We start from the raw sequence: 25,625 nt of genomic DNA on the forward strand, positions 1-25,625 counted from the left end.
AATTTAGTTTTAAATCGTTTTATTTAAAATACTTTCTGTTTTTATTTTATATTTTTTGTGTTATTAAAGTTAATTTTCTTTAATTTTTAATAATTAAAATTATGTTTAGATTATTTCTATTTTTATTAATTCTTACAAACTTCACTTCTTGTTCGTTTAATAATCAAGATGTTAAACCATCAAAAATAGAATATTATGAGAATATTCTTTCAAATAAAAAATGTTTACCAAATAGCAAAACTGTTTTAGTAGGAGGTTGTTTTGATGTGTTACATTATGGTCACCTAGAGTTTTTACGCAAGGCTAAACAACAAGGTAAATATTTAATCGTTGCTTTAGAACCTGATCAAACAATTATTAAATATAAAAAGCGGAAACCTATTCATAATCAACTGCAACGAGCAAAAATTTTAAGTTCCCTTACATTTGTTGATAAAGTACTTATGTTACCTGAGCTAAAAGGTTTTCAGGATTATACAACATTAGTACAAAATACTTGTCCTTCTATAATTGCCGTAACAAGAGATGATCCTCAGCTAACTAATAAACAAGCTCAAGCTAAATTAATAAATGCACAAGTTATAGAAGTTATAGACCTAATACAACATCCTGATTTAGGCATACTTTCCAGTTCAAATATTATTAAGAGTATATAATTTTTTCAAAAAATTTATCGATTTTTGCTTTAATAAAAATACATATACATTTATATTAGTATAGAAATAATTTGTATTATGTACTTTATGAAGAATGTTATTACTTTAATTGGCTTAGTTTTATTTAGTAGTTTTTGCTTTGCTTCCGAGCCTTCGCCTTGGCAAATGGGATTTCAGCCACCCGCAAGCCCGATCATGGAGGAGTTACATAAATTCCACGATTTCTTACTTTATATATCTACTGCTATAGTTTTATTTGTCGCAGGATTACTAGCTTTTGTGTGCGTTAGATTTAATGCAAGAAATAATCCAGTGCCGGCAAAATTCTCGCATAATGTTTTAATAGAGATTATATGGACTGTAATACCTATAATAATTTTAGTGATTATTGCCGTACCATCTTTTAGAATATTGCGTCATGCTGAAAAAATCCCTCAAGCAGACTTAACTATTAAAGTAGTAGGTTATCAATGGTACTGGCATTATATATATCCTGATCATAATGATATAGAATTTGATAGCGTCATGATCTCAGATGAAAACCTAAAACCTGATCAGAAAAGATTATTAGATGTTGATAATAGGATTATAATACCTGAAAATGCTACAGTAAGATTTCTTGTAACCGCCGGTGACGTAATACATAGCTTTGCCGTTCCGTCTCTTGGCTTTAAAATAGATGCCGTACCCGGAAGAATTAACGAAACATGGACAAGAATTGCCAAAAAAGGCGTATATTACGGGCAATGTTCAGAGCTGTGCGGCATTAATCACGGCTTCATGCCAATTGCCATAGAGGTAGTCAGCAAAGAGGATTTCGATAATTGGGTTACGAGTAAGAAATAATGTTTTACATATATCATCCCGTGGAGGCATTGCCCGCGTGGATTGAAAAACGTCCTGGATGTCATTCTTAGCTAAAAGCAGGAATCTAGTATAAAGCGAGATAAATCAAGCTTTTAATTTTAAAAATTTGCTGTATTTATGCTTTTTTTTTCCTGGATTCCTGCTTCTGCAGGAATGACATCGAAATCACGCAAGCAAGCCTTAAGCGGGAATGACATCAAAGCCATGCAACAAAGCCAAAATGACAAATAATTACATTTAAAAAAGTGAGGATGCCGTAGGTAATGAATTATGGTAACTAACTTAAAAAATAAATATAAAATTTAATACAAACAGAATAACAATTATGGATATAACTACTGACGATTTAAATCATGATGACCATCACACTCCGCACAGGTGGAAAAGGTGGCTTTTTTCTACTAATCACAAAGATATCGGCATTATGTATATCATATTTGCCGGAATTGTCGGGGGGTTGTTTTCGCTACTATTTAGGCTAGAACTTGCAATGCCAGGTGGTACTTTCCTAAATCACGATTTCCAGTTATATAACGTGCTGATTACTGCTCATGCGGTGATTATGGTGTTCTTTATGATCATGCCGGCTTTATTTGGGGGCTTTGGTAATTACTTTGTACCTTTACTAATAGGGGCTCCTGATATGGCATTTCCACGCCTCAACAATATCAGTTTTTGGCTGCTAGTTCCAGCTTTCATTCTACTTATGGGATCGGCTTTTGTTGACGGCGGACCTGGTACAGGTTGGACGCTCTACCCTCCTTTAAGTAGTATTAGTGGACACCCAGGGGCAGCTGTTGATATGGCTATTTTTAGCTTGCATTTAACGGGTCTTTCATCAATCCTCGGCTCAATCAACTTAATAGTTACCATCTTTAATATGAGAGCACCTGGGATGGGATTATTTAAAATGCCATTATTTGTTTGGTCTATTTTAGTTACTGCATTCTTGATAATTTTAGCTATGCCGGTGCTTGGCGGAGCTATTACTATGCTACTTACTGATCGTAATTTCGGCACTACTTTCTTTAAAACAGATGGCGGCGGTGACCCCGTATTATTTCAGCATTTATTTTGGTTTTTTGGTCACCCTGAAGTATATATCGTAATACTACCGGGCTTTGGTATTGTAAGCCAAGTTATTTCTACTTTCTCACGTAAACCAATATTCGGTTATCAAGGCATGGTTGGAGCTATGGTAATAATTGGCTTTGTCGGATTTATTGTATGGGCTCACCATATGTTTACAGTTGGGCTTTCTTACAATGCACTTATATATTTCACTGCTGGCACAATGATTATCGCGATTCCAACAGGTATCAAAATATTTAGCTGGATAGCAACTATGTGGGGTGGCTCAATTACTTTCCCAACGCCTATGCTATTTTCTATAGGATTTATTATATTATTCACAATTGGCGGTGTAACGGGTATAATCTTATCAAACTCGGCACTTGATAGAGTGTTGCACGATACATATTATGTTGTGGCACATTTCCATTATACGATGTCGCTCGGTGCTTTATTTACGGCATTTGCTGGCTTTTATTATTGGTTCGGTAAAATATCAGGCAAACAATATCCAGAAATCTTAGGTAAAATCCATTTTTGGATTACCTTTGTCGGTGTTAATTTAACTTTCTTCCCACAGCACTTCTTAGGGCTTGCCGGTATGCCAAGAAGAATACCAGACTACCCTGAAGCTTTTGCAGGTTGGAATATGGTTTCATCAATAGGGGCAGGAATCTCTATGGCAGCCGCTCTTTATTTCGTATTTATCGTTTTCTATACGTTGAAATACGGCAAAGATTGCCCAAATAATCCTTGGGGTGATGGAGCTGATACGCTTGAGTGGACACTTACCTCCCCTCCTCCATTTCATACATTTGAGAACCCTCCACATATTGAGGAATAATTTATGATTCTTAGAAGATTATTTGCTTTCTTAATTGACAAAATTATAGTTGGAATGTTGCTATCATTGACTATAGCATTTGCAAGAGACACTATAATAGAAATTGCTTTATTTTTTATCATTTCAGGAGTTTACTTTTCTTACTTAGAATCTTCAAAAATACAAGCGTCTATTGGGAAAAAATTACTAGATTTAAGAGTAGTTCCATCTTGATGAACTACTCTTAAAGGTAGTGAAGCATTTATTAGATTTATCGCTTTTTATGTGATTAATTTAACTGGTATACTTTTTGTAATAAGCATTATCATTATGATTATGAGAGAAGATAATAAGATGCTTCATGATTTAGTGTTTGATACACAAGTAGTAAAGTCATAATGACTAAACAAGAGTTACGTTTGTATTTCAAAGAGTTTTTAACAAAAAATATAGATAAAATAAATTCTGATTTAATAAAAACTTCTTTACTAAATCAAGTTAGTAATTTATTAAAACAGTTAAAAGTAAAGCATGTGGGAATATATTACCCACTAAAATATGAAATTAACTTGCTTGAAATAATAAATATTAATCATGAAATAAAATTTTTTCTGCCTAAAATTATAAATAATGAAATAAAATATTGTACTTATAACTATAACGATGAATTAGTTTTAAGCAGCTTTAAAACTTTAGAGCCGATAAATAATGATTTTTATAAACCAGAATTGATAATTGTTCCAGGTCTGGCATTTAGTAAAGATGGCTACAGACTTGGTTATGGTAAAGGACATTTTGATCGATATATAAATAATAATAAAGATATATTAACCGTTGGTGTTTGTTTAAAAGAACAAGTTATAAATAACTTTCCTATTGAATCACATGATCAGAAACTTAATTTTATTATTTCTATATGAAGAATATGAATAGAAAACCTATAATAGGAATTACTCCTGATTTAGCTCAAAATTGTGAGAAATATAGCTATGCTGCTTTTCCCTGGTATGCATTACGTAAGAATTATACCGATGCAATAATCGAAGCCGGCGGCGTACCTATGTTACTGCCATATCAAAGCGAAACAATAGATCATCTTATGGATTTTATTGACGGCGTTATATTGCCTGGTGGTGATGAGGATATACACCCTAAATTTTATGAGCCTGAATATGCTGAAGATGTAGTAATTTCTAATGAAGAGCGTGATAATTTTGAAATATTAATTTTAAAGAAATCGTTAGAAAAAAACATACCTGTTTTAGGAATATGCCGAGGGATGCAACTAATAAATGTTGTTTTAGGCGGTACTCTTATTAAACATATTCCGGATTATATTGAAGCAACAAAACAGCCTATAATCATAAACCATACACAGCCTCATCCTAAAGATATAGCCTCACATGCAATTAGTATAAAGCCAAATACTAAGCTTGCTAGAATGACGAATAATAAGCTGGACACAATGGTTAATTCAACTCACCATCAAGCCATCAAACAAATTGGTAATAATCTTATTATATCAGCAAAAGCAGAAGACGGGATTATAGAAGCAATAGAATCAACAAGCCATAAATTTCTTATCGGTGTACAGTGGCATCCGGAATATGTCAATGATAATGGCATAGACTTGACTTTATTTAAGGAACTAATCAAAGCTAGCACTATACAATAATTAGAATGAATATTTTAAAGTATTATGCTCTTGAGGTACTGACTGAATTTCATTTATAATTGTTTTAGGCACATCTAAATCATTAGCATCCCCATATAAATTATTAATTACAGTAATCTCACTTAATATTTTTAAAGATGCAACAGTACCGGAAAGTAATGCAGAGCCTATAGCATTATCATGAATTTTAGTAATATCATATTATGGCGTCCTTCCTTTCTGATTAACGCGAGTTTCGAATTAATATAGCATAGGATTTAGCATATCAAGAGAGATGTAATAGAAGGTTTATTATCAGACATTTGATAATTTATCAGTGCTGCAACCATATGCACAAAGGCATTTGTAACTGATCTATGCCTTGAATGCTCAAACTTCCCCAATAGTTTAATTTTACTAAACACAGATTCTATTAATGCTCTTTTAAGCAATAATATTTTATCCAACATAGACATAAGTTTATTTTTCATATTTTTCTTTACCCTAGTTACCATAAAAATTCCTTGCTCTAAAAGTTGTTGAAATAATTGTTGTGAAATATAACCACGATCTCCGAATACTTTACCAAAAAGATTTTTGATCATCAGTTCCAGCTGTTTTCTATCATCCTTATTGCCAGGGCTAAAAGATGCTTTAACTATACCACCGGCTCTATTAATTATTAGATGTAGTTTAAGTCCATAGAACCAACCTTTTGTTGTCTTACTGCGTGCTGCTATGCCGGCGAACACTTTATTCATTGAAATACGGTATCTCTTACATACCTCTATACTACTTGAATCTACAAAAGAAAGGCCATCACACTGATCCAAAATAGAATTGAATATCAGTACTAATAGTGGTAAATGTGGACCTATTATTTTTATAAATTGACTATAGCTTACTAATTGAAAATCTCTTTGATGATAAATCCATATTTGCTTCAGATAATAATTCTTAAAACAATCATAAGATGACTGCCAGTAGCCTATTATAATTGTTATTACCTCACTTCTGTTAAGTCGACTTTTAGGACCAGATTTGTTGTTATGGTTAGTAATTGAATTTGTATGCTTGTCTAATTCTTGAAAAAAATCATCGACGTAACAAAATATTTCTGTAAAATCCATTATCATAGGTTATTGCTCTTAAAGTTTTTTCAATAACCTATAAACTTTTTTCTTATACTATAAATACCATATTTTAATTAGCAATTTGTATTTTGTACTCACTTTATAACAAAAACAGTATTATCAATATCCCCGTAACCCACTGTTTATCAGCTATACAGCGACTTTTTGAATACGAAACTCGCGTTTATTAGCTATTGCAGCGGATTTGTAGTCATTTCTGAGTAACAACATTAATTCATTATTTTTATTCAAATCAGCCGCATAATGATAGATAGTATTACCATTTACATCTTGATATCCTACGTTAAACGCTCACCTTTGAAGTAGCAGTTCTAGAATACTATATGAACTATCTATAACAGCTATTTGTAAAAAGGATTGATTGACTTGTATCAATCACCCCTCTCGAATTAATAAATTCTTCAAGAGCATTAATATTTTTATCAATGATACTCCTCGCAGCAGAGCTACGAGGTATCTATCCAAAAAGTTTTAACTGTTTTTGTTGAAATGCTTTATAAGAAGGTTTGCCTGAACCTTGATTTTTTACATAATTACGTAATTTCCGCTCATCACCATGTTTACCTACTGTGCTCATAAAATATCCTTTACTCCAAAACTCACTTCCCCATAATTTTTCTTTAAGATTTGGATATTTCTTAAACATTTCCTTAGATGTAATACTTTTTATGATTTGAGTTATTTTTGTTCGGCTATACATTAGTATTGACTGTAGTAAAAAATGTACATGTTCTTTATCTACTCCTATTTCCAAAAATCTAATTTCATAACGAGCTTCTATGTCCTCACAAATTTTACATAAATAATCGTCTAGTTCCTCTTTGAATATTACTCTTCTATACTTTGCCGGTGTTACTAAATGATATATTAGTACTGTGACATTATCACTTTTATGTATATAACTGCTTTCTTCCATGCATCTAGTATATCACGAAGCAGACCTTCGGGGAATTAAACCCTAAGAGATTAAGCAAAACTTACGCTATGTTTGGTTCTAAATATCGTAAAGATGGAGAACGAAGCTGTTGTTGCATATAGTCATCTAAAAGCCCTAACTTTATTTGGTAGACCGTTTTACCTATTTTATTTGCAGTTCTTTTGAGAAAAGCCCAAACTAGAAATGCACAACTAATGTGATTACGTTGGATACGCTGTTTTCTGCATTGGCAACGTTCTATACCAGTCAGTTGCTTAATTTCTCTATGCATGCTCTCAATTACCCATCGCAAGCCAAACTCATCTTGTGCAGCTTTAGAAGATTTTTGAGTTTTGTTATTGGTAACAACATAATCAACTCTGTTGGTAGAAACAGTAAATTTAAACAAATTAACATGCTTATTTTTGGCAAATCCTTTTATATGAATCTCCATTCCATTCTTAATTTCTTCATCTGAAAACGTCAACTTGCTAACAGCTTTATAAGGCTCGTAATCACACGTTTTACTAACATTTCTATTGGCTTTAATAGGGGCATAATAATATTTGCCCAAGGAGTCAACATGTTGCATAATTTTGTGTGTAGCATACCATGTGTCAAAAAGTACAGTTTGAAAAGGAATCTTTTTACTATAAACAGCATTATTGAACATCTTTAGTAGGTGATCTAGTTTCGTCGCTCCATCATGATCAGGTGAAAAAATGTGATAATCTATTACCCAAAACTTATCAATATCGGGGTTATAATATACAAGACTCACTACTCCTATACCGGTAGTAACTCCACCTGTAGCTCCACTATACTGCGATCTAGCAACCTCTATTTTCTTTGTGTTCCTTTTGTTTAACACCGTATCATCAAATATTGTATATCCGTTAGATGAAAAGATAACATCATTCTTAATGTGTTCCCATAACAAAGAAGGAGTATATTTTTCATTTTCTAAAAATCTATTAATAACATCATGGCTACATTTCTTGGCATGTTCAGCGTAGTAGGTTAAACTATAATTCTTTTGGCTAATTGTTAAAAATTGACAGTAATCTGTTCTATTAATTGGTATTGCTTGCAATCTGTTCCTCTTTGACATGTTTAATTATTCTTACAATAATTTATCACTCTTCCACTCATAGCGTAAGTTTTGTAAGATTATTGGGCAATTACCCAGCTCCAAGAGTAATTGTTACTGATAAGCTCAAGAGTTACATTAAACCGATTAAGCTTATGTGTCCTAGGACTAAACATCGAACTAATAAGAGATTAAATAATCGCGTTGAGAATGCACATCAACCAACTAGGCGAAAAGAGAAGATATTGATTAAATTTAAGCATCCTAATGCAGCACAATGTACATTATCACTGATGGGAAAAGTTAGAAATATATTTGCCGTAAATGTTGGAAGGTATACTAAAACAGCACCTGACCAAAGAATTGCATTTGCATCCGCTAAATCCATTTGGGATGAAGCTACTCAAAGACTTCTTGCTGTCTGAAATCTAAAAATATTACTCTTTTTGACACTATGTTACTTAACTTGATGGTATGGACGCCAATGATAAGAAAGAACTTATCAACGGTTTTAAGTGATATTAAGATATCAAAGAACCAAAACCTAAGATAGGTTTGTAATTTTTAATAATTTTATAAAGGAGTCCATACCATGAGTAATTATAAAGTAATAGGAATTGATTTAGCAAAAAGAAAGTTGCATTTTGCAGCAATAAATTTAGACAATAAAGTTGTATTAAAAAAAGCAATGGATCGAAGAAGCTTTTTTGAAAATTTATCAACAATGTTTCCAGAGTCAGAAACCTTTGTATTTGAAGCTTGTGGTGGAGCTCATTATATGGCTCAAAGGCTTGAATCAATAGGACATAAAGCCATCTTGCTTAAACCTAAAGATGTGAAAGCATATGCAAAAACTCGACAAAAAAATGACATTAATGATTCAATTGCAATTTGCAAAGCATCATGTGATCCCGATTTAATACACGTCAAAGCTAAAACAATAGAAGAGCAAGAAATATCTTACCTGCATAAAGCAAGACAAAATATAATACAACAAAGGATTCAGTACAGCAACTCTCTGATGACTTCATTATTTGAATTTGGCTATTTGGTAACATGCGGAAAATCTACATTTGCAAAATCTTGTCAAAATTTTGTAAATTTTGCCCTAGAAGAAGGATTTATTAACAACACTATTGCTGAACAAATGTTGCTGGATTGTAAAGAAATTGAACAATTGATGATTCGTGAACAAAGCTTAGATAAAGAATTAGCAGCAAAGAATCGGAGTTCCAAGAAGGCAAAAATTTTAGAAACTATTCCAGGAATTGGTACAATTAACGCAAGTATTTTAAGCATCAAACCGGTTGAAGCATACGATTCTGCTAAGGATTTTGCTGCTTCACTTGGAATTGTCCCGAAACAAAATAGCACTGGAGGTAAGATTATTCTAGGAAGAATAACCAAGCAAGGTGATAGATATGCAAGAACAATGCTAATACAGGCTGGTAGGTCTTTATTGATGAGAAGCTATAAAACTAATCAGACATCAGGAGCGTTATCAGAATTTATTGAAAGATTAAAAGAAAAAGGGAAATCGTTCAATGTAATTGCAGTAGCTACAGCTAATAAATTGGCTAGAATCGCTTATGCCTGTCTGGTAAAGAACAGAAATTACCAATTGGTATAATAGTACTTAAGATTTAGGATAAATTATAAACTATATAATTTTTAAACTAGATAGGGGTAAAGAAATAAAAACAAAGTAGAATAATAAAACGGCGGGTTAAAGAGATAATACATAATCATTCTGGATGAAATCCGAGCTAACGTCATGGTACCTAGATACCGCTAACTTGAGTGAATCTCTCTAGGATCTTAGGCAGAATGCAGAAACCATTATGGCACTTTGATGCCGAATATATGACTGCTTCATTTATCATTAACTGTTTTTTATTTTTAGTACTTGTTTTTAACCAGGCGTCCATATATGACGATGCCATTCTGACAGCTAGTTAAAAAAATAATACTAAAAAATATATGAAGAAAAACCATATCTTATGTATATGATAAGATGAATGCTCTTAACGATATTTTTTATTGCTCATTTTATTATTTATATTCTCTATTTTTTGTAATTAAACTTAATTTTTTGAGTATAAACAGAAGATTTGACAAGAGGAATTAAAAAATTTGCATTGCAAGCTTGGCAGCGACTTACTCTCCCATGCCTTATGACATAGTATCATTAGCGCTATGAGGTTTCACGTTCGAGTTCGGGATGGGATCGTGTGTTTCACTCATGCTATAACCACCAAGCTAGCAATACAAACTTTTAAGTAGTAGATTGTATTGATTTGCTGTTAGTGCTGTTGCAAGACTTTAAAAAACCTTGAATATATACTGTAGTTTAATCTACAGATTTTATTTCGCAGTTAATGTCCTGAGAGCCCGTGACTTGATCACGGAACCTTAGTTTTAGTAGATCCCTGCTTTTAGCTAGGAATGCCATATAAAGCCGTACAACAACACTTTTATTAATTGATAAAGCTATTTTAACCTGATAACTTTGTGAGTTGATACTGACATATTATAGAATAAACACTATATACATGTGTAATCTCACAGCAAAGTAAATCAATCGAGCTATTAGTATCAGTTAGCTACACACATTACTGTGCTTCCACACCTGACCTATCAACGTGGTGGTCTTCCACGGCTCTAATGGGGAAGTCTAGTTTTGAGGTGGGTTTCCTGCTTAGATGCATTCAGCGGTTATCCCTTCCGTACTTAGCTACCCAGCTGTGCCGTTGGCACGACAACTGGTCCACCAGGGGTACGTCCACCTCGGTCCTCTCGTACTAAAGGCAGATCCTCTCAAACTTCCTACACCCACGGCAGATAGGGACCGAACTGTCTCACGACGTTCTAAACCCAGCTCACGTACCACTTTAATCGGCGAACAGCCGAACCCTTGGGACCTTCTCCAGCCCCAGGATGTGATGAGCCGACATCGAGGTGCCAAACGATTTCGTCGCTATGGACGCTTGGAAATCATCAGCCTGTTATCCCCGGAGTACCTTTTATTCGTTGAGCGATGACCCTTCCACTCGGGACCACCGGATCACTATGACCGACTTTCGTCTCTGCTCGTCTTGTCAGACTCGCAGTCAGGCTAGCTTATGCCATTGCACTCTAAAAGTTGATTTCCGACCAACCTGAGCTAACCATCGCGCGCCTCCGTTACTCTTTGGGAGGCGACCGCCCCAGTCAAACTACCCACCATGCATTGTCTCGGATCCTGATTCAAGGTTCTCGGTTAGATGTCAAGAACCAAAAGGGTGGTATCTCAAGGATGACTCCACAAAGGCTGACGCCTCTGCTTCATAGTCTTCCACCTATCCTGCACATTTGATTCCTAACACCAGTGCAAAGCTATAGTAAAGGTTCACGGGGTCTTTCCGTCTGACCGCGGGAACTCCGCATCTTCACGGAGAATTCAATTTCGCTGAGTCGATACTGGAGACAGCGGGGAAATCGTTACGCCATTCGTGCGGGTCGGAACTTACCCGACAAGGAATTTCGCTACCTTAGGACCGTCATAGTTACGGCCGCCGTTCACTGGGACTTCAATTCAGAGCTTGCACCCCTCCTCTTAATCTTCCAGCACTGGGCAGGCGTCAGACCCTATACTTCGTCTATTGACTTTGCAGAGCCCTGTGTTTTTAATAAACAGTCGCTACCCCCTAGCTTGTGCCACCCACAAATGGTTGCCCATATGTGGGTCATCTTTCTTCCGAAGTTACAGATGCAATTTGCCTAGTTCCTTCAGCATCGTTCTCTCAAGCGCCTTGGTATACTCTACCTGTCCACCTGTGTCGGTTTCGGGTACGGTCTATAATGAAGGTGTTATTTCCTGGAAAATATTCGCTGCACAATCAATCCAATAAGACTGCACAACTTACTACTTTCGTCACATCCTTCAGGTTCAGGAATATTAACCTGATTCCCATCGATTACGCCTTTCAGCCTCACCTTAGGGACCGACTAACCTTGCGCAGATTAACTTTACGCAAGAACCCTTGGACTTTCGGCGAGAATGTTTCTCGCATTCTTTATCGCTACTTATGTCAGCATTCTCACTTCCGATACCTCCAGCAAACCTTACGGTTCACCTTCACAGGCTTACGGAACGCTCCGCTACCACTCACACTAAATGTGTGAATCCGCATCTTCGGTACATGACTTGAGCCCCGTTACATTGTTGGCGCAAGAAAACTTATTTAGACTAGTGAGCTATTACGCTTTCTTTAAATGATGGCTGCTTCTAAGCCAACATCCTAGTTGTTTTGGTCTTCTCACATCCTTTAACACTTAGTCATGATTTAGGGACCTTAGATGGCGGTCTGGGCTTTTTCCCTCTCGACTATGGACCTTAGCACCCATAGTCTGTCTGCTATGCTATACTCATCGGCATTCGGAGTTTGATTGAGTTTGGTAAGTCTGTGGGACCCCCTAGCTCATTCAGTGCTCTACCTCCGATGGTAACCGCTATAACGCTCTACCTAAATAGATTTCGCGGAGAACCAGCTATATCCGAGTTTGATTGGCCTTTCACCCCTAACCACAGCTCATCCCCTACTTTTTCAACAGTAGTGGGTTCGGTCCTTCAGCGGATTTTACTCCGCTTTCAACCTGGCCATGGCTAGATCACTCGGTTTCGGGTCTAATTCATCTAACTATAGTCGCCCTATTCAGACTCGCTTTCGCTACGCCTACACCTAACGGCTTAAGCTTGCTAGATAAACTAAGTCGCTGACCCATTATACAAAAGGTACGCCGTCACAAGACGTAAATGCTTGCTCCGACTGCTTGTAAGCATTTGGTTTCAGATACTATTTCACTCCCCTTGTCGGGGTACTTTTCACCTTTCCCTCACGGTACTTGTTCACTATCGGTCACTAGAGAGTACTTAGGCTTAGAGGGTGGTCCCCCTATGTTCAGACAGGATTTCACGTGTCCCGCCTTACTCAAGGACTTCAAACTTTTTACCTATACGGGACTATCACCCTCTACGGTCAACCTTTCCATGTTGTTTTAGTTATTTTTTTGAAGCCACTGACCTGGTCCGCGTTCGCTCGTCACTACTAACGGAGTCTCGGTTGATGTCCTTTCCTCCAGCTACTTAGATATTTCAGTTCGCTGGGTTTGCCTCATATAGCTATGTATTCACTATACAATACCTAATAAATTAGGTGGGTTTCCCCATTCGGAAATCTTCGGATCAAAGCTTATTCACAGCTCCCCGAAGCTTATCGCAGCGTATTACGTCCTTCATCGCCTTCTAATGCCAAGGCATCCACCAAATGCTCTTATTATATTTACTTACGCTTTATTACTTGAGATTACACGATGCATACAGAATTAATTTTACAATTTCTTCAGTATCTAACTCACGATATAAATTTTTATTATCGCGGTGTATTTAGTTTTTAGCTTTATCAACTTTTTAAACAGCTACAAAGTTTTGTGTTTCAAACCTTGTGTGATTGATTTTATATCCATAATTTTAGATGTTGTCAAACACTATTTTAAATAATTTTTAAATTTCTTTTTTGCGATAAGAATAAAATATTATTTTAGCTTCTTTTAAGGATAGACCTTTTTGGCTTTCCATTAGGGTTTATTGCACTATTTGGAACTTTTATATCTTTCCCTGAATCTTCAAAAAAGAATCTGCCCTTTTGTAAAATTTTATTCACTTCTTTTAATTCCCCTTGCCTATTTACTAAGCCTTTCTCTGTTTTAGCAAGCAATAAATTACCATCTTTTCGTAATACTATCTATTCATCAGCTTCAAAATTTTTAGATATTTTTAAATTACCCTCCTTATCAAACTTACCTAAAATATTTTTTGTAAATCGGCAAATTCTGCAAAAGCGTATAATTTTAGATTCTGTTTTATTTGTTCAGGTTCAGTTACATATTCCCCAGCTTTATTAATAAAACCAGTTATTTCATATTTGGAATCTTTACCATACGGAGTTTTTTTAACAAGGAATTGAGTTTCAGTAAGTAATTTAGTTTCATTTTCTACCTCATCATCAACTATATTAATTATCAAAACTTACGCTATGAGTGGAAGAGTGATAAATTATTGTAAGAATAATTAAACATGTCAAAGAGGAACAGATTGCAAGCAATACCAATTAATAGAACAGATTACTGTCAATTTTTAACAATTAGCCAAAAGAATTATAGTTTAACCTACTACGCTGAACATGCCAAGAAATGTAGCCATGATGTTATTAATAGATTTTTAGAAAATGAAAAATATACTCCTTCTTTGTTATGGGAACACATTAAGAATGATGTTATCTTTTCATCTAACGGATATACAATATTTGATGATACGGTGTTAAACAAAAGGAACACAAAGAAAATAGAGGTTGCTAGATCGCAGTATAGTGGAGCTACAGGTGGAGTTACTACCGGTATAGGAGTAGTGAGTCTTGTATATTATAACCCCGATATTGATAAGTTTTGGGTAATAGATTATCGCATTTTTTCACCTGATCATGATGGAGCGACGAAACTAGATCACCTACTAAAGATGTTCAATAATGCTGTTTATAGTAAAAAGATTCCTTTTCAAACTGTACTTTTTGACACATGGTATGCTACACACAAAATTATGCAACATGTTGACTCCTTGGGCAAATATTATTATGCCCCTATTAAAGCCAATAGAAATGTTAGTAAAACGTGTGATTACGAGCCTTATAAAGCTGTTAGCAAGTTGACGTTTTCAGATGAAGAAATTAAGAATGGAATGGAGATTCATATAAAAGGATTTGCCAAAAATAAGCATGTTAATTTGTTTAAATTTACTGTTTCTACCAACAGAGTTGATTATGTTGTTACCAATAACAAAACTCAAAAATCTTCTAAAGCTGCACAAGATGAGTTTGGCTTGCGATGGGTAATTGAGAGCATGCATAGAAAAATTAAGCAACTGACTGGTATAGAACGTTGCCAATGCAGAAAACAGCGTATCCAACGTAATCACATTAGTTGTGCATTTCTAGTTTGGGCTTTTCTCAAAAGAACTGCAAATAAAATAGGTAAAACGGTCTACCAAATAAAGTTAGGGCTTTTAGATGACTATATGCAACAACAGCTTCGTTCTCCATCTTTACGATATTTAGAACCAAACATAGCGTAAGTTTTGTTATATTCCTCTTTATAGAATAAATCTCACTATTTTTATCAAGCTTTGGAGTAAATTCTTTAATGTCAGGATTTTCATTAAATTGAACTGATTTTTTATCTTTATTCATAATTGCCCTTTATATTACCAGCTAAATTAATTCACACTTAGTTTTTTAGTCATTACTTTTTATATTTTATTCTATTGATCGTAGAAATCCAAAAATTTTTGTCACTGTAACTTGTACTTGTTAAAAATACAACTTCAACTTATTTTTTAATATTTTATTAATATATTTGAGTTGCAGCAAGAAAAATGATTTCTTAATATTTAATGATACTCCTCGCAGCAGAGCTACGAGGTATCTATCCAAAAAGTTTTAACTGTTTTTGTTGAAATGCTTTATAAGAAGGTTTGCCTAAACCTTGATTTTTTACATAATTACGTAATTTCCGCTCATCACCATGTTTACATACTGTGCTCATAAAATATCCTTTACTCCAAAACTCACTTCCCCATAATTTTTCTTTAAGATTTGGATATTTCTTAAACATTTCCTTAGATGTAATACTTTTTATGATTTGAGTTATTTTTGTTGGGCTATACATTGGTATTGACTGTAGTAAAAAATGTACATGTTCTTTATCTACTCCTATTTCCAAAAATCTAATTTCATAACGAGCTTCTATGTCCTCACAAATTTTACATAAATAATCGTCTAGTTCCTCTTTGAATATTACTCTTCTATACTTTGCCGGTGTTACTAAATGATATATTAGTACTGTGACATTATCACTTTTATGTATATAACTGCTTTCTTCCATGCATCTAGTATATCACGAAGCAGACCTTCGGGGAATTAAACCCTAAGAGATTAAACCCTAAGAGATTAAAAGGTTAATTATGTTTAGACATGAAAATAATACACTATTTTTAGATAATTTAAATGAAAGAGAAATTAACCAAGTATTAGAATTATTAGGTTCTCATCCTGAAATTAATGAACTTACAAGACATCGTCAAGTTAAGTAACATAGTGTCAAAAAGAGTAATATTTTTAGATTTCAGGCAGCAAGAAGTCTTTGAGTAGCTTCATCCCAAATGGATTTAGCGGATGCAAATGCAATTCTTTGGTCAGGTGCTGTTTTAGTATATCTTCCAACATTTACGGCAAATATATTTCTAACTTTTCCCATCAGTGATAATGTACATTGTGCTGCATTAGGATGCTTAAATTTAATCAATATCTTCTCTTTTCGCCTAGTTGGTTGATGTGCATTCTCAACGCGATTATTTAATCTCTTATTAGTTCGATGTTTAGTCCTAGGACACATAAGCTTAATCGGTTTAATGTAACTCTTGAGCTTATCAGTAACAATTACTCTTGGAGCTGGGTAATTGCCCAATAATCTTAATAAAAAGCGAATAGCTGATTTCTTGTTGCGTCGCTTCTGTAGCAATACTTCTAATTCATGTCCCTCAGAGTCAACAGCCCTCCATAGTATGAATACTTCACCTTTAATCTTAATGTTCATTTTATCTAAATGCCATTTATCAGTTGGCTTCCGCTCCCTCCTTCTGATAACATCTTGAAAATAAACTGCAAATTTATTGCACCAAAATCTTACTGTCTCATGACTCAAAATAATACCTCAATATGCCATCTGTTCTTGAACATCTCGGTAGCTACTATTAGAACGATGATATAACCATACTGCATGGCTAATGATGCTTGCTGGAAAACGATGTCTCTTCGGAGCTTGAGTAATACGCATAATGGTGAAATTTAGAGATAAATGGTTACTGCTATTCTATAAATTATTCCATGCATTTGCTCAATACTTAATTTACATCTCTCTTAACTTGATGGTATGGACGCCAATGATAAGAAAGAACTTATCAACGGTTTTAAGTGATATTAAGATATCAAAGAACCAAAACCTAAGATAGGTTTGTAATTTTTAATAATTTTATAAAGGAGTCCATACCATGAGTAATTATAAAGGGACTGTTGCGAGATGAGAGGGTAGCAGGTATAATAAAAAAATAAAAAATATGTTTATATGTCAGAGTATCAAATGCTAATGGTAAGTTTAGATGAGTTAGTAAATGCGGATCATCAATATCGTAAATTCAAAAGTTTATTCAAATTCAAAGCAGTTGAAGCTGAGTTATTAGCATTAGAATGCGAAGCTAATTATAAAGGATATGGTATAGAGAGGCTGTTTAAATGTTTGCTGCTACAATTTATGGAAGACTTATCTGATCGGGAATTAGAACGTTATTTAGCTGATAGCACAGCGGCGAAATGGTTTTGTAATTTTGCTCTTACAGAAAAGACACCTGATTATAGTGTATTTAGTAAAATACGTAAAAAAATAGGTACTAATTTACTATCAAAAATATTTACAAAATTCCGCGATCAACTACGAGTACAAGGCTATATGGGTGAAGTATTTACCTTTGTAGATGCTTCTCATTTAATCTCAAAAGCTAATCTCTGGGAGGAACGTGATAAACTAAGAGCACAAAAATATGATAAATTGAATAATGAGACTTTGCCTAAGGTTGCAAAGGATAAACAAGCCAAAATTGGCTGTAAGGGAGGGAATAAATTTTGGTATGGTTATAAAAAACATGTGAGTGTTGATATTCAATCAGGCATGATCAATAAGGTTGCAGTTACCCCTGCAAATGTTACCGATAGCAAAGGTTTTAAGCATGTTATGCCAAGTTCTGGTGCTACATATGTTGATAAAGGTTATTGTACAATCTCTACCAAGAATGCAGCAGCTAAAAAGGGAGTCCATCTTTGTGCAATAAAGAAAAATAATATGAAAGATAAGAATTTTGACCTTGATAAATATTATACGAAAATCAGAGCACCTTTCGAGATGGTATTTTCAAAAGATAATAAGCGGGTTAGATATATAGGAATTGCCAAAAATCAATTCTCCGAATTTATGAATGCCATATGTTTTAATTTAAAACGATTAGTGGTTTTAACAACTTTAATGGCTTAAAGAAATTTATTAATAAAAATTCTAACTCTGTAAACAAATCTCTATTAAATTACTACACTATTGAATAACATTTATCTCTATATTAAACAGAATTTCTTTTTTAAAATATTTATTACCTCCTTTCCTCTTATTTTACTATCAAAAATTATCTTTCAACGACCCCATAAAGTAATAGGAATTGATTTAGCAAAAAGAAAGTTGCATTTTGCAGCAATAAATTTAGACAATAAAGTTGTATTAAAAAAAGCAATGGATCGAAGAAGCTTTTTTGAAAATTTATCAACAATGTTTCCAGAGTCAGAAACCTTTGTATTTGAAGCTTGTGGTGGAGCTCATTATATGGCTCAAAGGCTTGAATCAATAGGACATAAAGCCATCTTGCTTAAACCTAAAGATGTGAAAGCATATGCAAAAACTCGACAAAAAAATGACATTAATGATTCAATTGCAATTTGCAAAGCATCATGTGATCCCGATTTAATACACGTCAAAGCTAAAACAATAGAAGAGCAAGAAATATCTTACCTGCATAAAGCAAGACAAAATATAATACAACAAAGGATTCAGTACAGCAACTCTCTGATGACTTCATTATTTGAATTTGGCTATTTGGTAACATGCGGAAAATCTACATTTGCAAAATCTTGTCAAAATTTTGTAAATTTTGCCCTAGAAGAAGGATTTATTAACAACACTATTGCTGAACAAATGTTGCTGGATTGTAAAGAAATTGAACAATTGATGATTCGTGAACAAAGCTTAGATAAAGAATTAGCAGCAAAGAATCGGAGTTCCAAGAAGGCAAAAATTTTAGAAACTATTCCAGGAATTGGTACAATTAACGCAAGTATTTTAAGCATCAAACCGGTTGAAGCATACGATTCTGCTAAGGATTTTGCTGCTTCACTTGGAATTGTCCCGAAACAAAATAGCACTGGAGGTAAGATTATTCTAGGAAGAATAACCAAGCAAGGTGATAGATATGCAAGAACAATGCTAATACAGGCTGGTAGGTCTTTATTGATGAGAAGCTATAAAACTAATCAGACATCAGGAGCGTTATCAGAATTTATTGAAAGATTAAAAGAAAAAGGGAAATCGTTCAATGTAATTGCAGTAGCTACAGCTAATAAATTGGCTAGAATCGCTTATGCCTGTCTGGTAAAGAACAGAAATTACCAATTGGTATAATAGTACTTAAGATTTAGGATAAATTATAAACTATATAATTTTTAAACTAGATAGGGGTAAAGAAATAAAAACAAAGTAGAATAATAAAACGGCGGGTTAAAGAGATAATACATAATCATTCTGGATGAAATCCGAGCTAACGTCATGGTACCTAGATACCGCTAACTTGAGTGAATCTCTCTAGGATCTTAGGCAGAATGCAGAAACCATTATGGCACTTTGATGCCGAATATATGACTGCTTCATTTATCATTAACTGTTTTTTATTTTTAGTACTTGTTTTTAACCAGGCGTCCATATATGACGATGCCGCTATAAGTGCTAAGATATTTTTTAAAAAATGGCAAGAAGCAGAAGAAAATGAAAAATATAAAGCTATGAAGAAAGAATGGAAAAAGCAATTTGGTTAAATAAAAATAATATAATTAAGCTATTGTAAAGAAGATTTTAGAGGTGTATCATCTAACTATGAGCAAAATAATTTGCTTAATAAAACATAATTAATAAAGGAGTAAATTATGAAAGACTTAAAAGTTGGTTCTGCTAAAGAAGATATCGAAGGAATCAAAAAAGATATAGAGAGCCTAGTTTCAAGGTTACATAATTTGAAAGGTAAATCTGGTGACATCTTAGACGAGCAGCTAGATAATTTATCATCTGTTATGGATCATTACAAACATAAAGGAATAGAAAAAGGTAAAGCTAATGTAGCTGATTTATGTGAGTCGACACGTGACCACCCTTTGCGGAATCTCTCCTACGCTTTTGGTGCAGGTGTGTTACTCGCTATTCTTATGAAATAGGTACTTCAATGTTAAAATCTCTAATATTTGAGTTATTAAAAGGTAGTATGGAGCAGGAAAAAAAATCTTACGGCAAGCCGTTTGTATATTTTTTCAATGTTCTAGGTTTAGCTTTAATAATTGCTGCTAATTATCTTTATGTTGCGAATGCGGTAAAATTTTGTTCTCTTATGAATATTGGTATAGCATCTATAATAATTTCTATTATTATTGAAGCTATCAGATGTTATCTAAAATATAAAAATAGATATCGTACAATAAATATGTTAAGGGATAAAAGTAGAAGTTTAGTAGATGGCGTAAGCGATCAATTTTCGGATTTAATTCCTAATAAAACCTTGATTAAATATTTACCAACAATTATCCGCTATGTTCCAACCACCATGTTAACATTTTTAATAGGTGTTTATATAAAAAGAAAATTTGTAAAAAATATCACAAATCCACTTTTAGGTAAATGGTAATAAAATAAGATAATAGTAATTTGAAAGTTACTATTATCTTATAAATTATATTCCTCCTCCTTGAGATTGCTTTGATTGTTATCTTGTGCCAATAACCTTTCTTGATGAGTAGCCTTACTGACTTCTTTTTGCTCTAAAGGTTTATTATGTGTTGGTGATTTTCCAGCAAGGGCATAGGCACCGTCAAGTTAAGAGAGATGTAAATTAAGTATTGAGCAAATGCATGGAATAATTTATAGAATAGCAGTAACCATTTATCTCTAAATTTCACCATTATGCGTATTACTCAAGCTCCGAAGAGACATCGTTTTCCAGCAAGCATCATTAGCCATGCAGTATGGTTATATCATCGTTTTAATAGTAGCTACCGAGATGTTCAAGAACAGATGGCATATCGAGGTATTATTTTGAGTCATGAGACAGTAAGATTTTGGTACAACAAATTTGCAGTTTATTTTCAAGATGTTATCAGAAGGAGAGAGCGGAAGCCAACTGATAAATGGCATTTAGATAAAATGAACATTAAGATTAAAGGTGAAGTATTCATACTATGGAGGGCTGTTGACTCTGAGGGACATGAATTAGAAGTATTGCTACAGAAGCGACGCAACAAGAAATCAGCTATTCGCTTTTTATTAAGATTATTGGGCAATTACCCAGCTCCAAGAGTAATTGTTACTGATAAGCTCAAGAGTTACATTAAACCGATTAAGCTTATGTGTCCTAGGACTAAACATCGAACTAATAAGAGATTAAATAATCGCGTTGAGAATGCACATCAACCAACTAGGCGAAAAGAGAAGATATTGATTAAATTTAAGCATCCTAATGCAGCACAATGTACATTATCACTGATGGGAAAAGTTAGAAATATATTTGCCGTAAATGTTGGAAGATATACTAAAACAGCACCTGACCAAAGAATTGCATTTGCATCCGCTAAATCCATTTGGGATGAAGCTACTCAAAGACTTCTTGCTGCCTGAAATCTAAAAATATTACTCTTTTTGACACTATGTTACTTAACTTGATGGTATGGACGCCAATGATAAGAAAGAACTTATCAACGGTTTTAAGTGATATTAAGATATCAAAGAACCAAAACCTAAGATAGGTTTGTAATTTTTAATAATTTTATAAAGGAGTCCATACCATGAGTAATTATAAAGTAATAGGAATTGATTTAGCAAAAAGAAAGTTGCATTTTGCAGCAATAAATTTAGACAATAAAGTTGTATTAAAAAAAGCAATGGATCGAAGAAGCTTTTTTGAAAATTTATCAACAATGTTTCCAGAGTCAGAAACCTTTGTATTTGAAGCTTGTGGTGGAGCTCATTATATGGCTCAAAGGCTTGAATCAATAGGACATAAAGCCATCTTGCTTAAACCTAAAGATGTGAAAGCATATGCAAAAACTCGACAAAAAAATGACATTAATGATTCAATTGCAATTTGCAAAGCATCATGTGATCCCGATTTAATACACGTCAAAGCTAAAACAATAGAAGAGCAAGAAATATCTTACCTGCATAAAGCAAGACAAAATATAATACAACAAAGGATTCAGTACAGCAACTCTCTGATGACTTCATTATTTGAATTTGGCTATTTGGTAACATGCGGAAAATCTACATTTGCAAAATCTTGTCAAAATTTTGTAAATTTTGCCCTAGAAGAAGGATTTATTAACAACACTATTGCTGAACAAATGTTGCTGGATTGTAAAGAAATTGAACAATTGATGATTCGTGAACAAAGCTTAGATAAAGAATTAGCAGCAAAGAATCGGAGTTCCAAGAAGGCAAAAATTTTAGAAACTATTCCAGGAATTGGTACAATTAACGCAAGTATTTTAAGCATCAAACCGGTTGAAGCATACGATTCTGCTAAGGATTTTGCTGCTTCACTTGGAATTGTCCCGAAACAAAATAGCACTGGAGGTAAGATTATTCTAGGAAGAATAACCAAGCAAGGTGATAGATATGCAAGAACAATGCTAATACAGGCTGGTAGGTCTTTATTGATGAGAAGCTATAAAACTAATCAGACATCAGGAGCGTTATCAGAATTTATTGAAAGATTAAAAGAAAAAGGGAAATCGTTCAATGTAATTGCAGTAGCTACAGCTAATAAATTGGCTAGAATCGCTTATGCCTGTCTGGTAAAGAACAGAAATTACCAATTGGTATAATAGTACTTAAGATTTAGGATAAATTATAAACTATATAATTTTTAAACTAGATAGGGGTAAAGAAATAAAAACAAAGTAGAATAATAAAACGGCGGGTTAAAGAGATAATACATAATCATTCTGGATGAAATCCGAGCTAACGTCATGGTACCTAGATACCGCTAACTTGAGTGAATCTCTCTAGGATCTTAGGCAGAATGCAGAAACCATTATGGCACTTTGATGCCGAATATATGACTGCTTCATTTATCATTAACTGTTTTTTATTTTTAGTACTTGTTTTTAACCAGGCGTCCATATATGACGATGCCGTATGTTGTTATGAGTAAGTTTTTTAAATTCAATATTATTTGTATATTTTATTATGTTAGTTATTTTACAAAATCCAGAAGAAGTACAAGGAGCAGATTTAGTCCTAGATAGAAATGATGAAAAAATTTTTACGCATATATATGATAATCAAATATGGCAAAAAGGTTCTGGAACTGGTTCTTATAAAGAATATACAGAGGAATATAGAAAAATTTTACAAGAATATTTCTATGATCCAAAATTTCATACTATTGTTGATTACGGTTGTGGGGACTTCCAAATAATGGAATTAATAGATATTCCAAACGATAAAGTTTATATAGGTCTTGATGTAGTAAAAAGTGTTATAGAGAATAACAAAAAGTTATTTGCTAAGGATAATGTAAGGTTTTATAAAATATATGATTTTGATAAAATTGAAGACCTAAATTTACTATCAGGGGATTTATTAATAGTTAAAGATGTTTTTATACATTGGCCAAATGCTAAAATTCAAAAATTTTTAGACACAGTTTTACCAAATTTTAAATACGCTTTAATAACTAACGATTCACTAAAAGAAGAATTTACTAGGGATATACAATTAGGGAATTTTAGGGCGATAGATATTACAAAAGAACCTTTCAATTTTAATAAAAATATTAGGCTAATTAAAGAATATTCTTATTATAGTACTGAATATAACCAAGATATACCAAAAACTATTTACTTATATACTAACCCTTCTCAAATCCAAAATTGATATTTAAAGATGCACTAAAATTTATAACATAGGTAGCATTATGAGTATTTTAATTAAAGAGTTAATTACGAATCTAGAGAATTTTGTTTATTGTTTTCAAATCGAGTTAGCTAGCGGTGAAGAGCTAAACTTAACAAACAGCGATCACATTATAAAAAATGAAGAGATAATTTTTTTACCTAATTCTGGTTTAGATTTAAAAGAAGCAGAATTCAATGATTCAGCACAAAATCAAGTAATTATTGAGGGTGTTTTTGAAGAAAAAGGCATTACGGCAGAAATGAATTTAAATAATGCTGTTGTTAAAATAACAATACAAAACTTACGCTATGAGTGGAAGAGTGATAAATTATTGTAAGAATAAATGATACTCCTCGCAGCAGAGCTACGAGGTATCTATCCAAAAAGTTTTAACTGTTTTTGTTGAAATGCTTTATAAGAAGGTTTGCCTGAACCTTGATTTTTTACATAATTAACGCGAGTTTCGTATTCAAAAAGTCGCTGTATAGCTGATAAACAGTGGGTTACGGGGATATTGATAATACTGTTTTTGTTATAAAGTGAGTACAAAATACAAATTGCTAATTAAAATATGGTATTTATAGTATAAGAAAAAAGTTTATAGGTTATTGAAAAAACTTTAAGAGCAATAACCTATGATAATGGATTTTACAGAAATATTTTGTTACGTCGATGATTTTTTTCAAGAATTAGACAAGCATACAAATTCAATTACTAACCATAACAACAAATCTGGTCCTAAAAGTCGACTTAACAGAAGTGAGGTAATAACAATTATAATAGGCTACTGGCAGTCATCTTATGATTGTTTTAAGAATTATTATCTGAAGCAAATATGGATTTATCATCAAAGAGATTTTCAATTAGTAAGCTATAGTCAATTTATAAAAATAATAGGTCCACATTTACCACTATTAGTACTGATATTCAATTCTATTTTGGATCAGTGTGATGGCCTTTCTTTTGTAGATTCAAGTAGTATAGAGGTATGTAAGAGATACCGTATTTCAATGAATAAAGTGTTCGCCGGCATAGCAGCACGCAGTAAGACAACAAAAGGTTGGTTCTATGGACTTAAACTACATCTAATAATTAATAGAGCCGGTGGTATAGTTAAAGCATCTTTTAGCCCTGGCAATAAGGATGATAGAAAACAGCTGGAACTGATGATCAAAAATCTTTTTGGTAAAGTATTCGGAGATCGTGGTTATATTTCACAACAATTATTTCAACAACTTTTAGAGCAAGGAATTTTTATGGTAACTAGGGTAAAGAAAAATATGAAAAATAAACTTATGTCTATGTTGGATAAAATATTATTGCTTAAAAGAGCATTAATAGAATCTGTGTTTAGTAAAATTAAACTATTGGGGAAGTTTGAGCATTCAAGGCATAGATCAGTTACAAATGCCTTTGTGCATATGGTTGCAGCACTGATAAATTATCAAATGTCTGATAATAAACCTTCTATTACATCTCTCTTGATATGCTAAATCC

General features: G+C 33.3%; 29 protein-coding genes, 2 rRNA genes and 1 pseudogene. 22 read left to right on the forward strand and 10 right to left on the reverse strand.

Annotated features, from left to right (window positions below; all coding sequences use genetic code 11):
* Window positions 1–101: 101 nt before the first annotated feature.
* The 6 genes from ACOAL3_RS06870 to ACOAL3_RS06895 all read left to right on the forward strand — a co-directional run bounded on the left by ACOAL3_RS06870 (window position 102) and on the right by ACOAL3_RS06895 (window position 5,092).
* Window positions 102–656, forward strand: a complete 555-nt coding sequence (locus tag ACOAL3_RS06870) for an FAD synthase family protein (RefSeq protein WP_395477281.1) — start codon at window positions 102–104, stop codon at window positions 654–656.
* A 78-nt stretch (window positions 657–734) separates the two neighbouring features.
* Window positions 735–1,502 carry a cytochrome c oxidase subunit II gene (gene coxB / locus ACOAL3_RS06875; protein ID WP_419234661.1) on the forward strand — a complete coding sequence of 256 codons (768 nt, stop codon included), beginning with the start codon at window positions 735–737 and terminating at the stop codon, window positions 1,500–1,502.
* Between the two features lie 346 nt (window positions 1,503–1,848).
* Window positions 1,849–3,438, forward strand: coding sequence for a cytochrome c oxidase subunit I (gene ctaD / locus ACOAL3_RS06880; RefSeq protein ID WP_419234662.1), 1,590 nt, complete (start codon window positions 1,849–1,851; stop codon window positions 3,436–3,438).
* Between the two features lie 54 nt (window positions 3,439–3,492).
* A complete protein-coding gene (locus ACOAL3_RS06885) occupies window positions 3,493–3,651 on the forward strand; it encodes an RDD family protein (protein ID WP_419235621.1) in 159 nt (52 codons plus the stop codon).
* 164 nt (window positions 3,652–3,815) lie between these two features.
* A complete protein-coding gene (locus ACOAL3_RS06890) occupies window positions 3,816–4,337 on the forward strand; it encodes a 5-formyltetrahydrofolate cyclo-ligase (protein ID WP_395477277.1) in 522 nt (173 codons plus the stop codon).
* Window positions 4,338–4,342: 5 nt separating this feature from the next.
* Complete coding sequence (locus tag ACOAL3_RS06895; RefSeq protein ID WP_395477276.1) at window positions 4,343–5,092, forward strand: gamma-glutamyl-gamma-aminobutyrate hydrolase family protein; 750 nt, start codon at window positions 4,343–4,345, stop codon at window positions 5,090–5,092.
* 257 nt (window positions 5,093–5,349) lie between these two features.
* On the opposite strand, the gene ACOAL3_RS06900 is transcribed toward ACOAL3_RS06895, so the two are convergent.
* The 3 genes from ACOAL3_RS06900 to ACOAL3_RS06910 all read right to left on the reverse strand — a co-directional run bounded on the left by ACOAL3_RS06900 (window position 5,350) and on the right by ACOAL3_RS06910 (window position 8,234).
* Entirely contained in the window at window positions 5,350–6,207 is an 858-nt protein-coding gene (locus ACOAL3_RS06900; protein WP_419234519.1) for an IS982 family transposase, read from the reverse strand.
* Between the two features lie 475 nt (window positions 6,208–6,682).
* Entirely contained in the window at window positions 6,683–7,141 is a 459-nt protein-coding gene (gene tnpA / locus ACOAL3_RS06905; protein ID WP_419234663.1) for an IS200/IS605 family transposase, read from the reverse strand.
* 61 nt (window positions 7,142–7,202) lie between these two features.
* The gene (locus ACOAL3_RS06910; protein ID WP_473198147.1) at window positions 7,203–8,234 is read right to left on the reverse strand and encodes an IS701 family transposase; all 1,032 of its coding nucleotides are present in this window, start codon (window positions 8,232–8,234) and stop codon (window positions 7,203–7,205) included.
* An 80-nt stretch (window positions 8,235–8,314) separates the two neighbouring features.
* On the opposite strand from ACOAL3_RS06910, the gene ACOAL3_RS06915 reads away from it, so the two are divergent.
* The 3 genes from ACOAL3_RS06915 to ACOAL3_RS06925 all read left to right on the forward strand — a co-directional run bounded on the left by ACOAL3_RS06915 (window position 8,315) and on the right by ACOAL3_RS06925 (window position 10,190).
* Window positions 8,315–8,656: a DDE-type integrase/transposase/recombinase gene (locus tag ACOAL3_RS06915; RefSeq protein WP_419234665.1), complete on the forward strand. Its 342-nt coding sequence runs from the start codon at window positions 8,315–8,317 to the stop codon at window positions 8,654–8,656.
* A 167-nt stretch (window positions 8,657–8,823) separates the two neighbouring features.
* On the forward strand, window positions 8,824–9,861 hold the full coding sequence (locus tag ACOAL3_RS06920; protein WP_419234517.1) for an IS110 family RNA-guided transposase: 1,038 nt from the start codon (window positions 8,824–8,826) through the stop codon (window positions 9,859–9,861).
* 197 nt (window positions 9,862–10,058) lie between these two features.
* The gene (locus ACOAL3_RS06925; RefSeq protein WP_419234666.1) at window positions 10,059–10,190 is read left to right on the forward strand and encodes a hypothetical protein; all 132 of its coding nucleotides are present in this window, start codon (window positions 10,059–10,061) and stop codon (window positions 10,188–10,190) included.
* Between the two features lie 185 nt (window positions 10,191–10,375).
* On the opposite strand, the gene rrf is transcribed toward ACOAL3_RS06925, so the two are convergent.
* The 3 genes and pseudogenes from rrf to ACOAL3_RS06940 all read right to left on the reverse strand — a co-directional run bounded on the left by rrf (window position 10,376) and on the right by ACOAL3_RS06940 (window position 14,187).
* Window positions 10,376–10,490 (reverse strand): 5S ribosomal RNA (gene rrf / locus ACOAL3_RS06930).
* A 309-nt stretch (window positions 10,491–10,799) separates the two neighbouring features.
* Window positions 10,800–13,558 (reverse strand): 23S ribosomal RNA (locus ACOAL3_RS06935).
* 252 nt (window positions 13,559–13,810) lie between these two features.
* Window positions 13,811–14,187: pseudogene (locus ACOAL3_RS06940) on the reverse strand (hypothetical protein).
* A 177-nt stretch (window positions 14,188–14,364) separates the two neighbouring features.
* Here ACOAL3_RS06940 and ACOAL3_RS06945 point away from each other — a divergent pair.
* Window positions 14,365–15,396, forward strand: a complete 1,032-nt coding sequence (locus ACOAL3_RS06945) for an IS701 family transposase (RefSeq protein ID WP_473198140.1) — start codon at window positions 14,365–14,367, stop codon at window positions 15,394–15,396.
* A gap of 350 nt (window positions 15,397–15,746) precedes the next feature.
* On the opposite strand, the gene tnpA (ACOAL3_RS06950) is transcribed toward ACOAL3_RS06945, so the two are convergent.
* The gene (gene tnpA, locus ACOAL3_RS06950; protein ID WP_419234667.1) at window positions 15,747–16,205 is read right to left on the reverse strand and encodes an IS200/IS605 family transposase; all 459 of its coding nucleotides are present in this window, start codon (window positions 16,203–16,205) and stop codon (window positions 15,747–15,749) included.
* A 79-nt stretch (window positions 16,206–16,284) separates the two neighbouring features.
* Here tnpA (ACOAL3_RS06950) and ACOAL3_RS06955 point away from each other — a divergent pair, with 79 nt between their 5' ends.
* Window positions 16,285–16,413 carry a hypothetical protein gene (locus ACOAL3_RS06955; RefSeq protein ID WP_419234668.1) on the forward strand — a complete coding sequence of 43 codons (129 nt, stop codon included), beginning with the start codon at window positions 16,285–16,287 and terminating at the stop codon, window positions 16,411–16,413.
* Window positions 16,414–16,445: 32 nt separating this feature from the next.
* On the opposite strand, the gene ACOAL3_RS06960 is transcribed toward ACOAL3_RS06955, so the two are convergent.
* Together ACOAL3_RS06960 and ACOAL3_RS06965 are read right to left on the reverse strand one after the other, a co-directional pair.
* On the reverse strand, window positions 16,446–17,024 hold the full coding sequence (locus ACOAL3_RS06960; protein WP_419234669.1) for an IS6 family transposase: 579 nt from the start codon (window positions 17,022–17,024) through the stop codon (window positions 16,446–16,448).
* A 9-nt stretch (window positions 17,025–17,033) separates the two neighbouring features.
* Window positions 17,034–17,156, reverse strand: coding sequence for a hypothetical protein (locus ACOAL3_RS06965; RefSeq protein WP_419234670.1), 123 nt, complete (start codon window positions 17,154–17,156; stop codon window positions 17,034–17,036).
* A 288-nt stretch (window positions 17,157–17,444) separates the two neighbouring features.
* Here ACOAL3_RS06965 and ACOAL3_RS06970 point away from each other — a divergent pair, with 288 nt between their 5' ends.
* The 10 genes from ACOAL3_RS06970 to ACOAL3_RS07015 all read left to right on the forward strand — a co-directional run bounded on the left by ACOAL3_RS06970 (window position 17,445) and on the right by ACOAL3_RS07015 (window position 24,465).
* Window positions 17,445–18,404 carry a transposase gene (locus ACOAL3_RS06970; RefSeq protein ID WP_419234543.1) on the forward strand — a complete coding sequence of 320 codons (960 nt, stop codon included), beginning with the start codon at window positions 17,445–17,447 and terminating at the stop codon, window positions 18,402–18,404.
* A 60-nt stretch (window positions 18,405–18,464) separates the two neighbouring features.
* Window positions 18,465–19,595 (forward strand): IS110 family RNA-guided transposase, encoded by a 1,131-nt coding sequence (locus ACOAL3_RS06975; protein WP_419234671.1) that lies wholly within the window; start codon window positions 18,465–18,467, stop codon window positions 19,593–19,595.
* Between the two features lie 197 nt (window positions 19,596–19,792).
* A complete protein-coding gene (locus tag ACOAL3_RS06980) occupies window positions 19,793–20,005 on the forward strand; it encodes a hypothetical protein (RefSeq protein ID WP_419234672.1) in 213 nt (70 codons plus the stop codon).
* A gap of 108 nt (window positions 20,006–20,113) precedes the next feature.
* Window positions 20,114–20,398, forward strand: a complete 285-nt coding sequence (locus tag ACOAL3_RS06985; protein ID WP_419234673.1) for a hypothetical protein — start codon at window positions 20,114–20,116, stop codon at window positions 20,396–20,398.
* An 8-nt stretch (window positions 20,399–20,406) separates the two neighbouring features.
* Window positions 20,407–20,862, forward strand: a complete 456-nt coding sequence (locus ACOAL3_RS06990) for a hypothetical protein (RefSeq protein ID WP_419234674.1) — start codon at window positions 20,407–20,409, stop codon at window positions 20,860–20,862.
* 275 nt (window positions 20,863–21,137) lie between these two features.
* Complete coding sequence (locus ACOAL3_RS06995; RefSeq protein ID WP_419234675.1) at window positions 21,138–21,848, forward strand: IS6 family transposase; 711 nt, start codon at window positions 21,138–21,140, stop codon at window positions 21,846–21,848.
* Between the two features lie 167 nt (window positions 21,849–22,015).
* Window positions 22,016–23,053, forward strand: coding sequence for an IS110 family RNA-guided transposase (locus tag ACOAL3_RS07000; RefSeq protein WP_419234517.1), 1,038 nt, complete (start codon window positions 22,016–22,018; stop codon window positions 23,051–23,053).
* A gap of 197 nt (window positions 23,054–23,250) precedes the next feature.
* The gene (locus ACOAL3_RS07005; RefSeq protein ID WP_419234676.1) at window positions 23,251–23,382 is read left to right on the forward strand and encodes a hypothetical protein; all 132 of its coding nucleotides are present in this window, start codon (window positions 23,251–23,253) and stop codon (window positions 23,380–23,382) included.
* Window positions 23,383–23,417: 35 nt separating this feature from the next.
* Window positions 23,418–24,107, forward strand: a complete 690-nt coding sequence (locus ACOAL3_RS07010) for a hypothetical protein (protein ID WP_419234677.1) — start codon at window positions 23,418–23,420, stop codon at window positions 24,105–24,107.
* 40 nt (window positions 24,108–24,147) lie between these two features.
* Window positions 24,148–24,465 (forward strand): baseplate hub domain-containing protein, encoded by a 318-nt coding sequence (locus tag ACOAL3_RS07015; protein ID WP_419234678.1) that lies wholly within the window; start codon window positions 24,148–24,150, stop codon window positions 24,463–24,465.
* A 38-nt stretch (window positions 24,466–24,503) separates the two neighbouring features.
* Here ACOAL3_RS07015 and ACOAL3_RS07020 read toward each other — a convergent pair whose 3' ends face one another.
* Window positions 24,504–24,677 carry a hypothetical protein gene (locus ACOAL3_RS07020; RefSeq protein ID WP_419234679.1) on the reverse strand — a complete coding sequence of 58 codons (174 nt, stop codon included), beginning with the start codon at window positions 24,675–24,677 and terminating at the stop codon, window positions 24,504–24,506.
* An 86-nt stretch (window positions 24,678–24,763) separates the two neighbouring features.
* Here ACOAL3_RS07020 and ACOAL3_RS07025 point away from each other — a divergent pair, with 86 nt between their 5' ends.
* A complete protein-coding gene (locus ACOAL3_RS07025; RefSeq protein WP_419234519.1) occupies window positions 24,764–25,621 on the forward strand; it encodes an IS982 family transposase in 858 nt (285 codons plus the stop codon).
* Window positions 25,622–25,625 lie beyond the last annotated feature (4 nt).

It is taken from the genome of Rickettsia endosymbiont of Nabis limbatus, from assembly GCF_965196655.1.
Lineage (GTDB): Bacteria > Pseudomonadota > Alphaproteobacteria > Rickettsiales > Rickettsiaceae > Rickettsia.

What these genes read in the sequence shown, in the direction of transcription:
- ACOAL3_RS06870 (WP_395477281.1), top strand. Translation starts at nt 102, where the DNA reads ATGTTTAGATTATTTCTATTTTTATTAATTCTTACAAACTTCACTTCT.
- coxB (WP_419234661.1), top strand. Translation starts at nt 735, where the DNA reads ATGTACTTTATGAAGAATGTTATTACTTTAATTGGCTTAGTTTTATTT.
- ctaD (WP_419234662.1), top strand. Translation starts at nt 1,849, where the DNA reads ATGGATATAACTACTGACGATTTAAATCATGATGACCATCACACTCCG.
- ACOAL3_RS06885 (WP_419235621.1), top strand. Translation starts at nt 3,493, where the DNA reads ATGTTGCTATCATTGACTATAGCATTTGCAAGAGACACTATAATAGAA.
- ACOAL3_RS06890 (WP_395477277.1), top strand. Translation starts at nt 3,816, where the DNA reads ATGACTAAACAAGAGTTACGTTTGTATTTCAAAGAGTTTTTAACAAAA.
- ACOAL3_RS06895 (WP_395477276.1), top strand. Translation starts at nt 4,343, where the DNA reads ATGAATAGAAAACCTATAATAGGAATTACTCCTGATTTAGCTCAAAAT.
- ACOAL3_RS06900 (WP_419234519.1), bottom strand. Translation starts at nt 6,207, where the DNA reads ATGATAATGGATTTTACAGAAATATTTTGTTACGTCGATGATTTTTTT.
- tnpA (WP_419234663.1), bottom strand. Translation starts at nt 7,141, where the DNA reads ATGGAAGAAAGCAGTTATATACATAAAAGTGATAATGTCACAGTACTA.
- ACOAL3_RS06920 (WP_419234517.1), top strand. Translation starts at nt 8,824, where the DNA reads ATGAGTAATTATAAAGTAATAGGAATTGATTTAGCAAAAAGAAAGTTG.
- ACOAL3_RS06925 (WP_419234666.1), top strand. Translation starts at nt 10,059, where the DNA reads ATGCAGAAACCATTATGGCACTTTGATGCCGAATATATGACTGCTTCA.
- tnpA (WP_419234667.1), bottom strand. Translation starts at nt 16,205, where the DNA reads ATGGAAGAAAGCAGTTATATACATAAAAGTGATAATGTCACAGTACTA.
- ACOAL3_RS06955 (WP_419234668.1), top strand. Translation starts at nt 16,285, where the DNA reads ATGTTTAGACATGAAAATAATACACTATTTTTAGATAATTTAAATGAA.
- ACOAL3_RS06965 (WP_419234670.1), bottom strand. Translation starts at nt 17,156, where the DNA reads ATGCGTATTACTCAAGCTCCGAAGAGACATCGTTTTCCAGCAAGCATC.
- ACOAL3_RS06970 (WP_419234543.1), top strand. Translation starts at nt 17,445, where the DNA reads ATGTCAGAGTATCAAATGCTAATGGTAAGTTTAGATGAGTTAGTAAAT.
- ACOAL3_RS06980 (WP_419234672.1), top strand. Translation starts at nt 19,793, where the DNA reads ATGCAGAAACCATTATGGCACTTTGATGCCGAATATATGACTGCTTCA.
- ACOAL3_RS06985 (WP_419234673.1), top strand. Translation starts at nt 20,114, where the DNA reads ATGAAAGACTTAAAAGTTGGTTCTGCTAAAGAAGATATCGAAGGAATC.
- ACOAL3_RS06990 (WP_419234674.1), top strand. Translation starts at nt 20,407, where the DNA reads ATGTTAAAATCTCTAATATTTGAGTTATTAAAAGGTAGTATGGAGCAG.
- ACOAL3_RS06995 (WP_419234675.1), top strand. Translation starts at nt 21,138, where the DNA reads ATGCGTATTACTCAAGCTCCGAAGAGACATCGTTTTCCAGCAAGCATC.
- ACOAL3_RS07000 (WP_419234517.1), top strand. Translation starts at nt 22,016, where the DNA reads ATGAGTAATTATAAAGTAATAGGAATTGATTTAGCAAAAAGAAAGTTG.
- ACOAL3_RS07005 (WP_419234676.1), top strand. Translation starts at nt 23,251, where the DNA reads ATGCAGAAACCATTATGGCACTTTGATGCCGAATATATGACTGCTTCA.
- ACOAL3_RS07010 (WP_419234677.1), top strand. Translation starts at nt 23,418, where the DNA reads ATGTTAGTTATTTTACAAAATCCAGAAGAAGTACAAGGAGCAGATTTA.
- ACOAL3_RS07015 (WP_419234678.1), top strand. Translation starts at nt 24,148, where the DNA reads ATGAGTATTTTAATTAAAGAGTTAATTACGAATCTAGAGAATTTTGTT.
- ACOAL3_RS07025 (WP_419234519.1), top strand. Translation starts at nt 24,764, where the DNA reads ATGATAATGGATTTTACAGAAATATTTTGTTACGTCGATGATTTTTTT.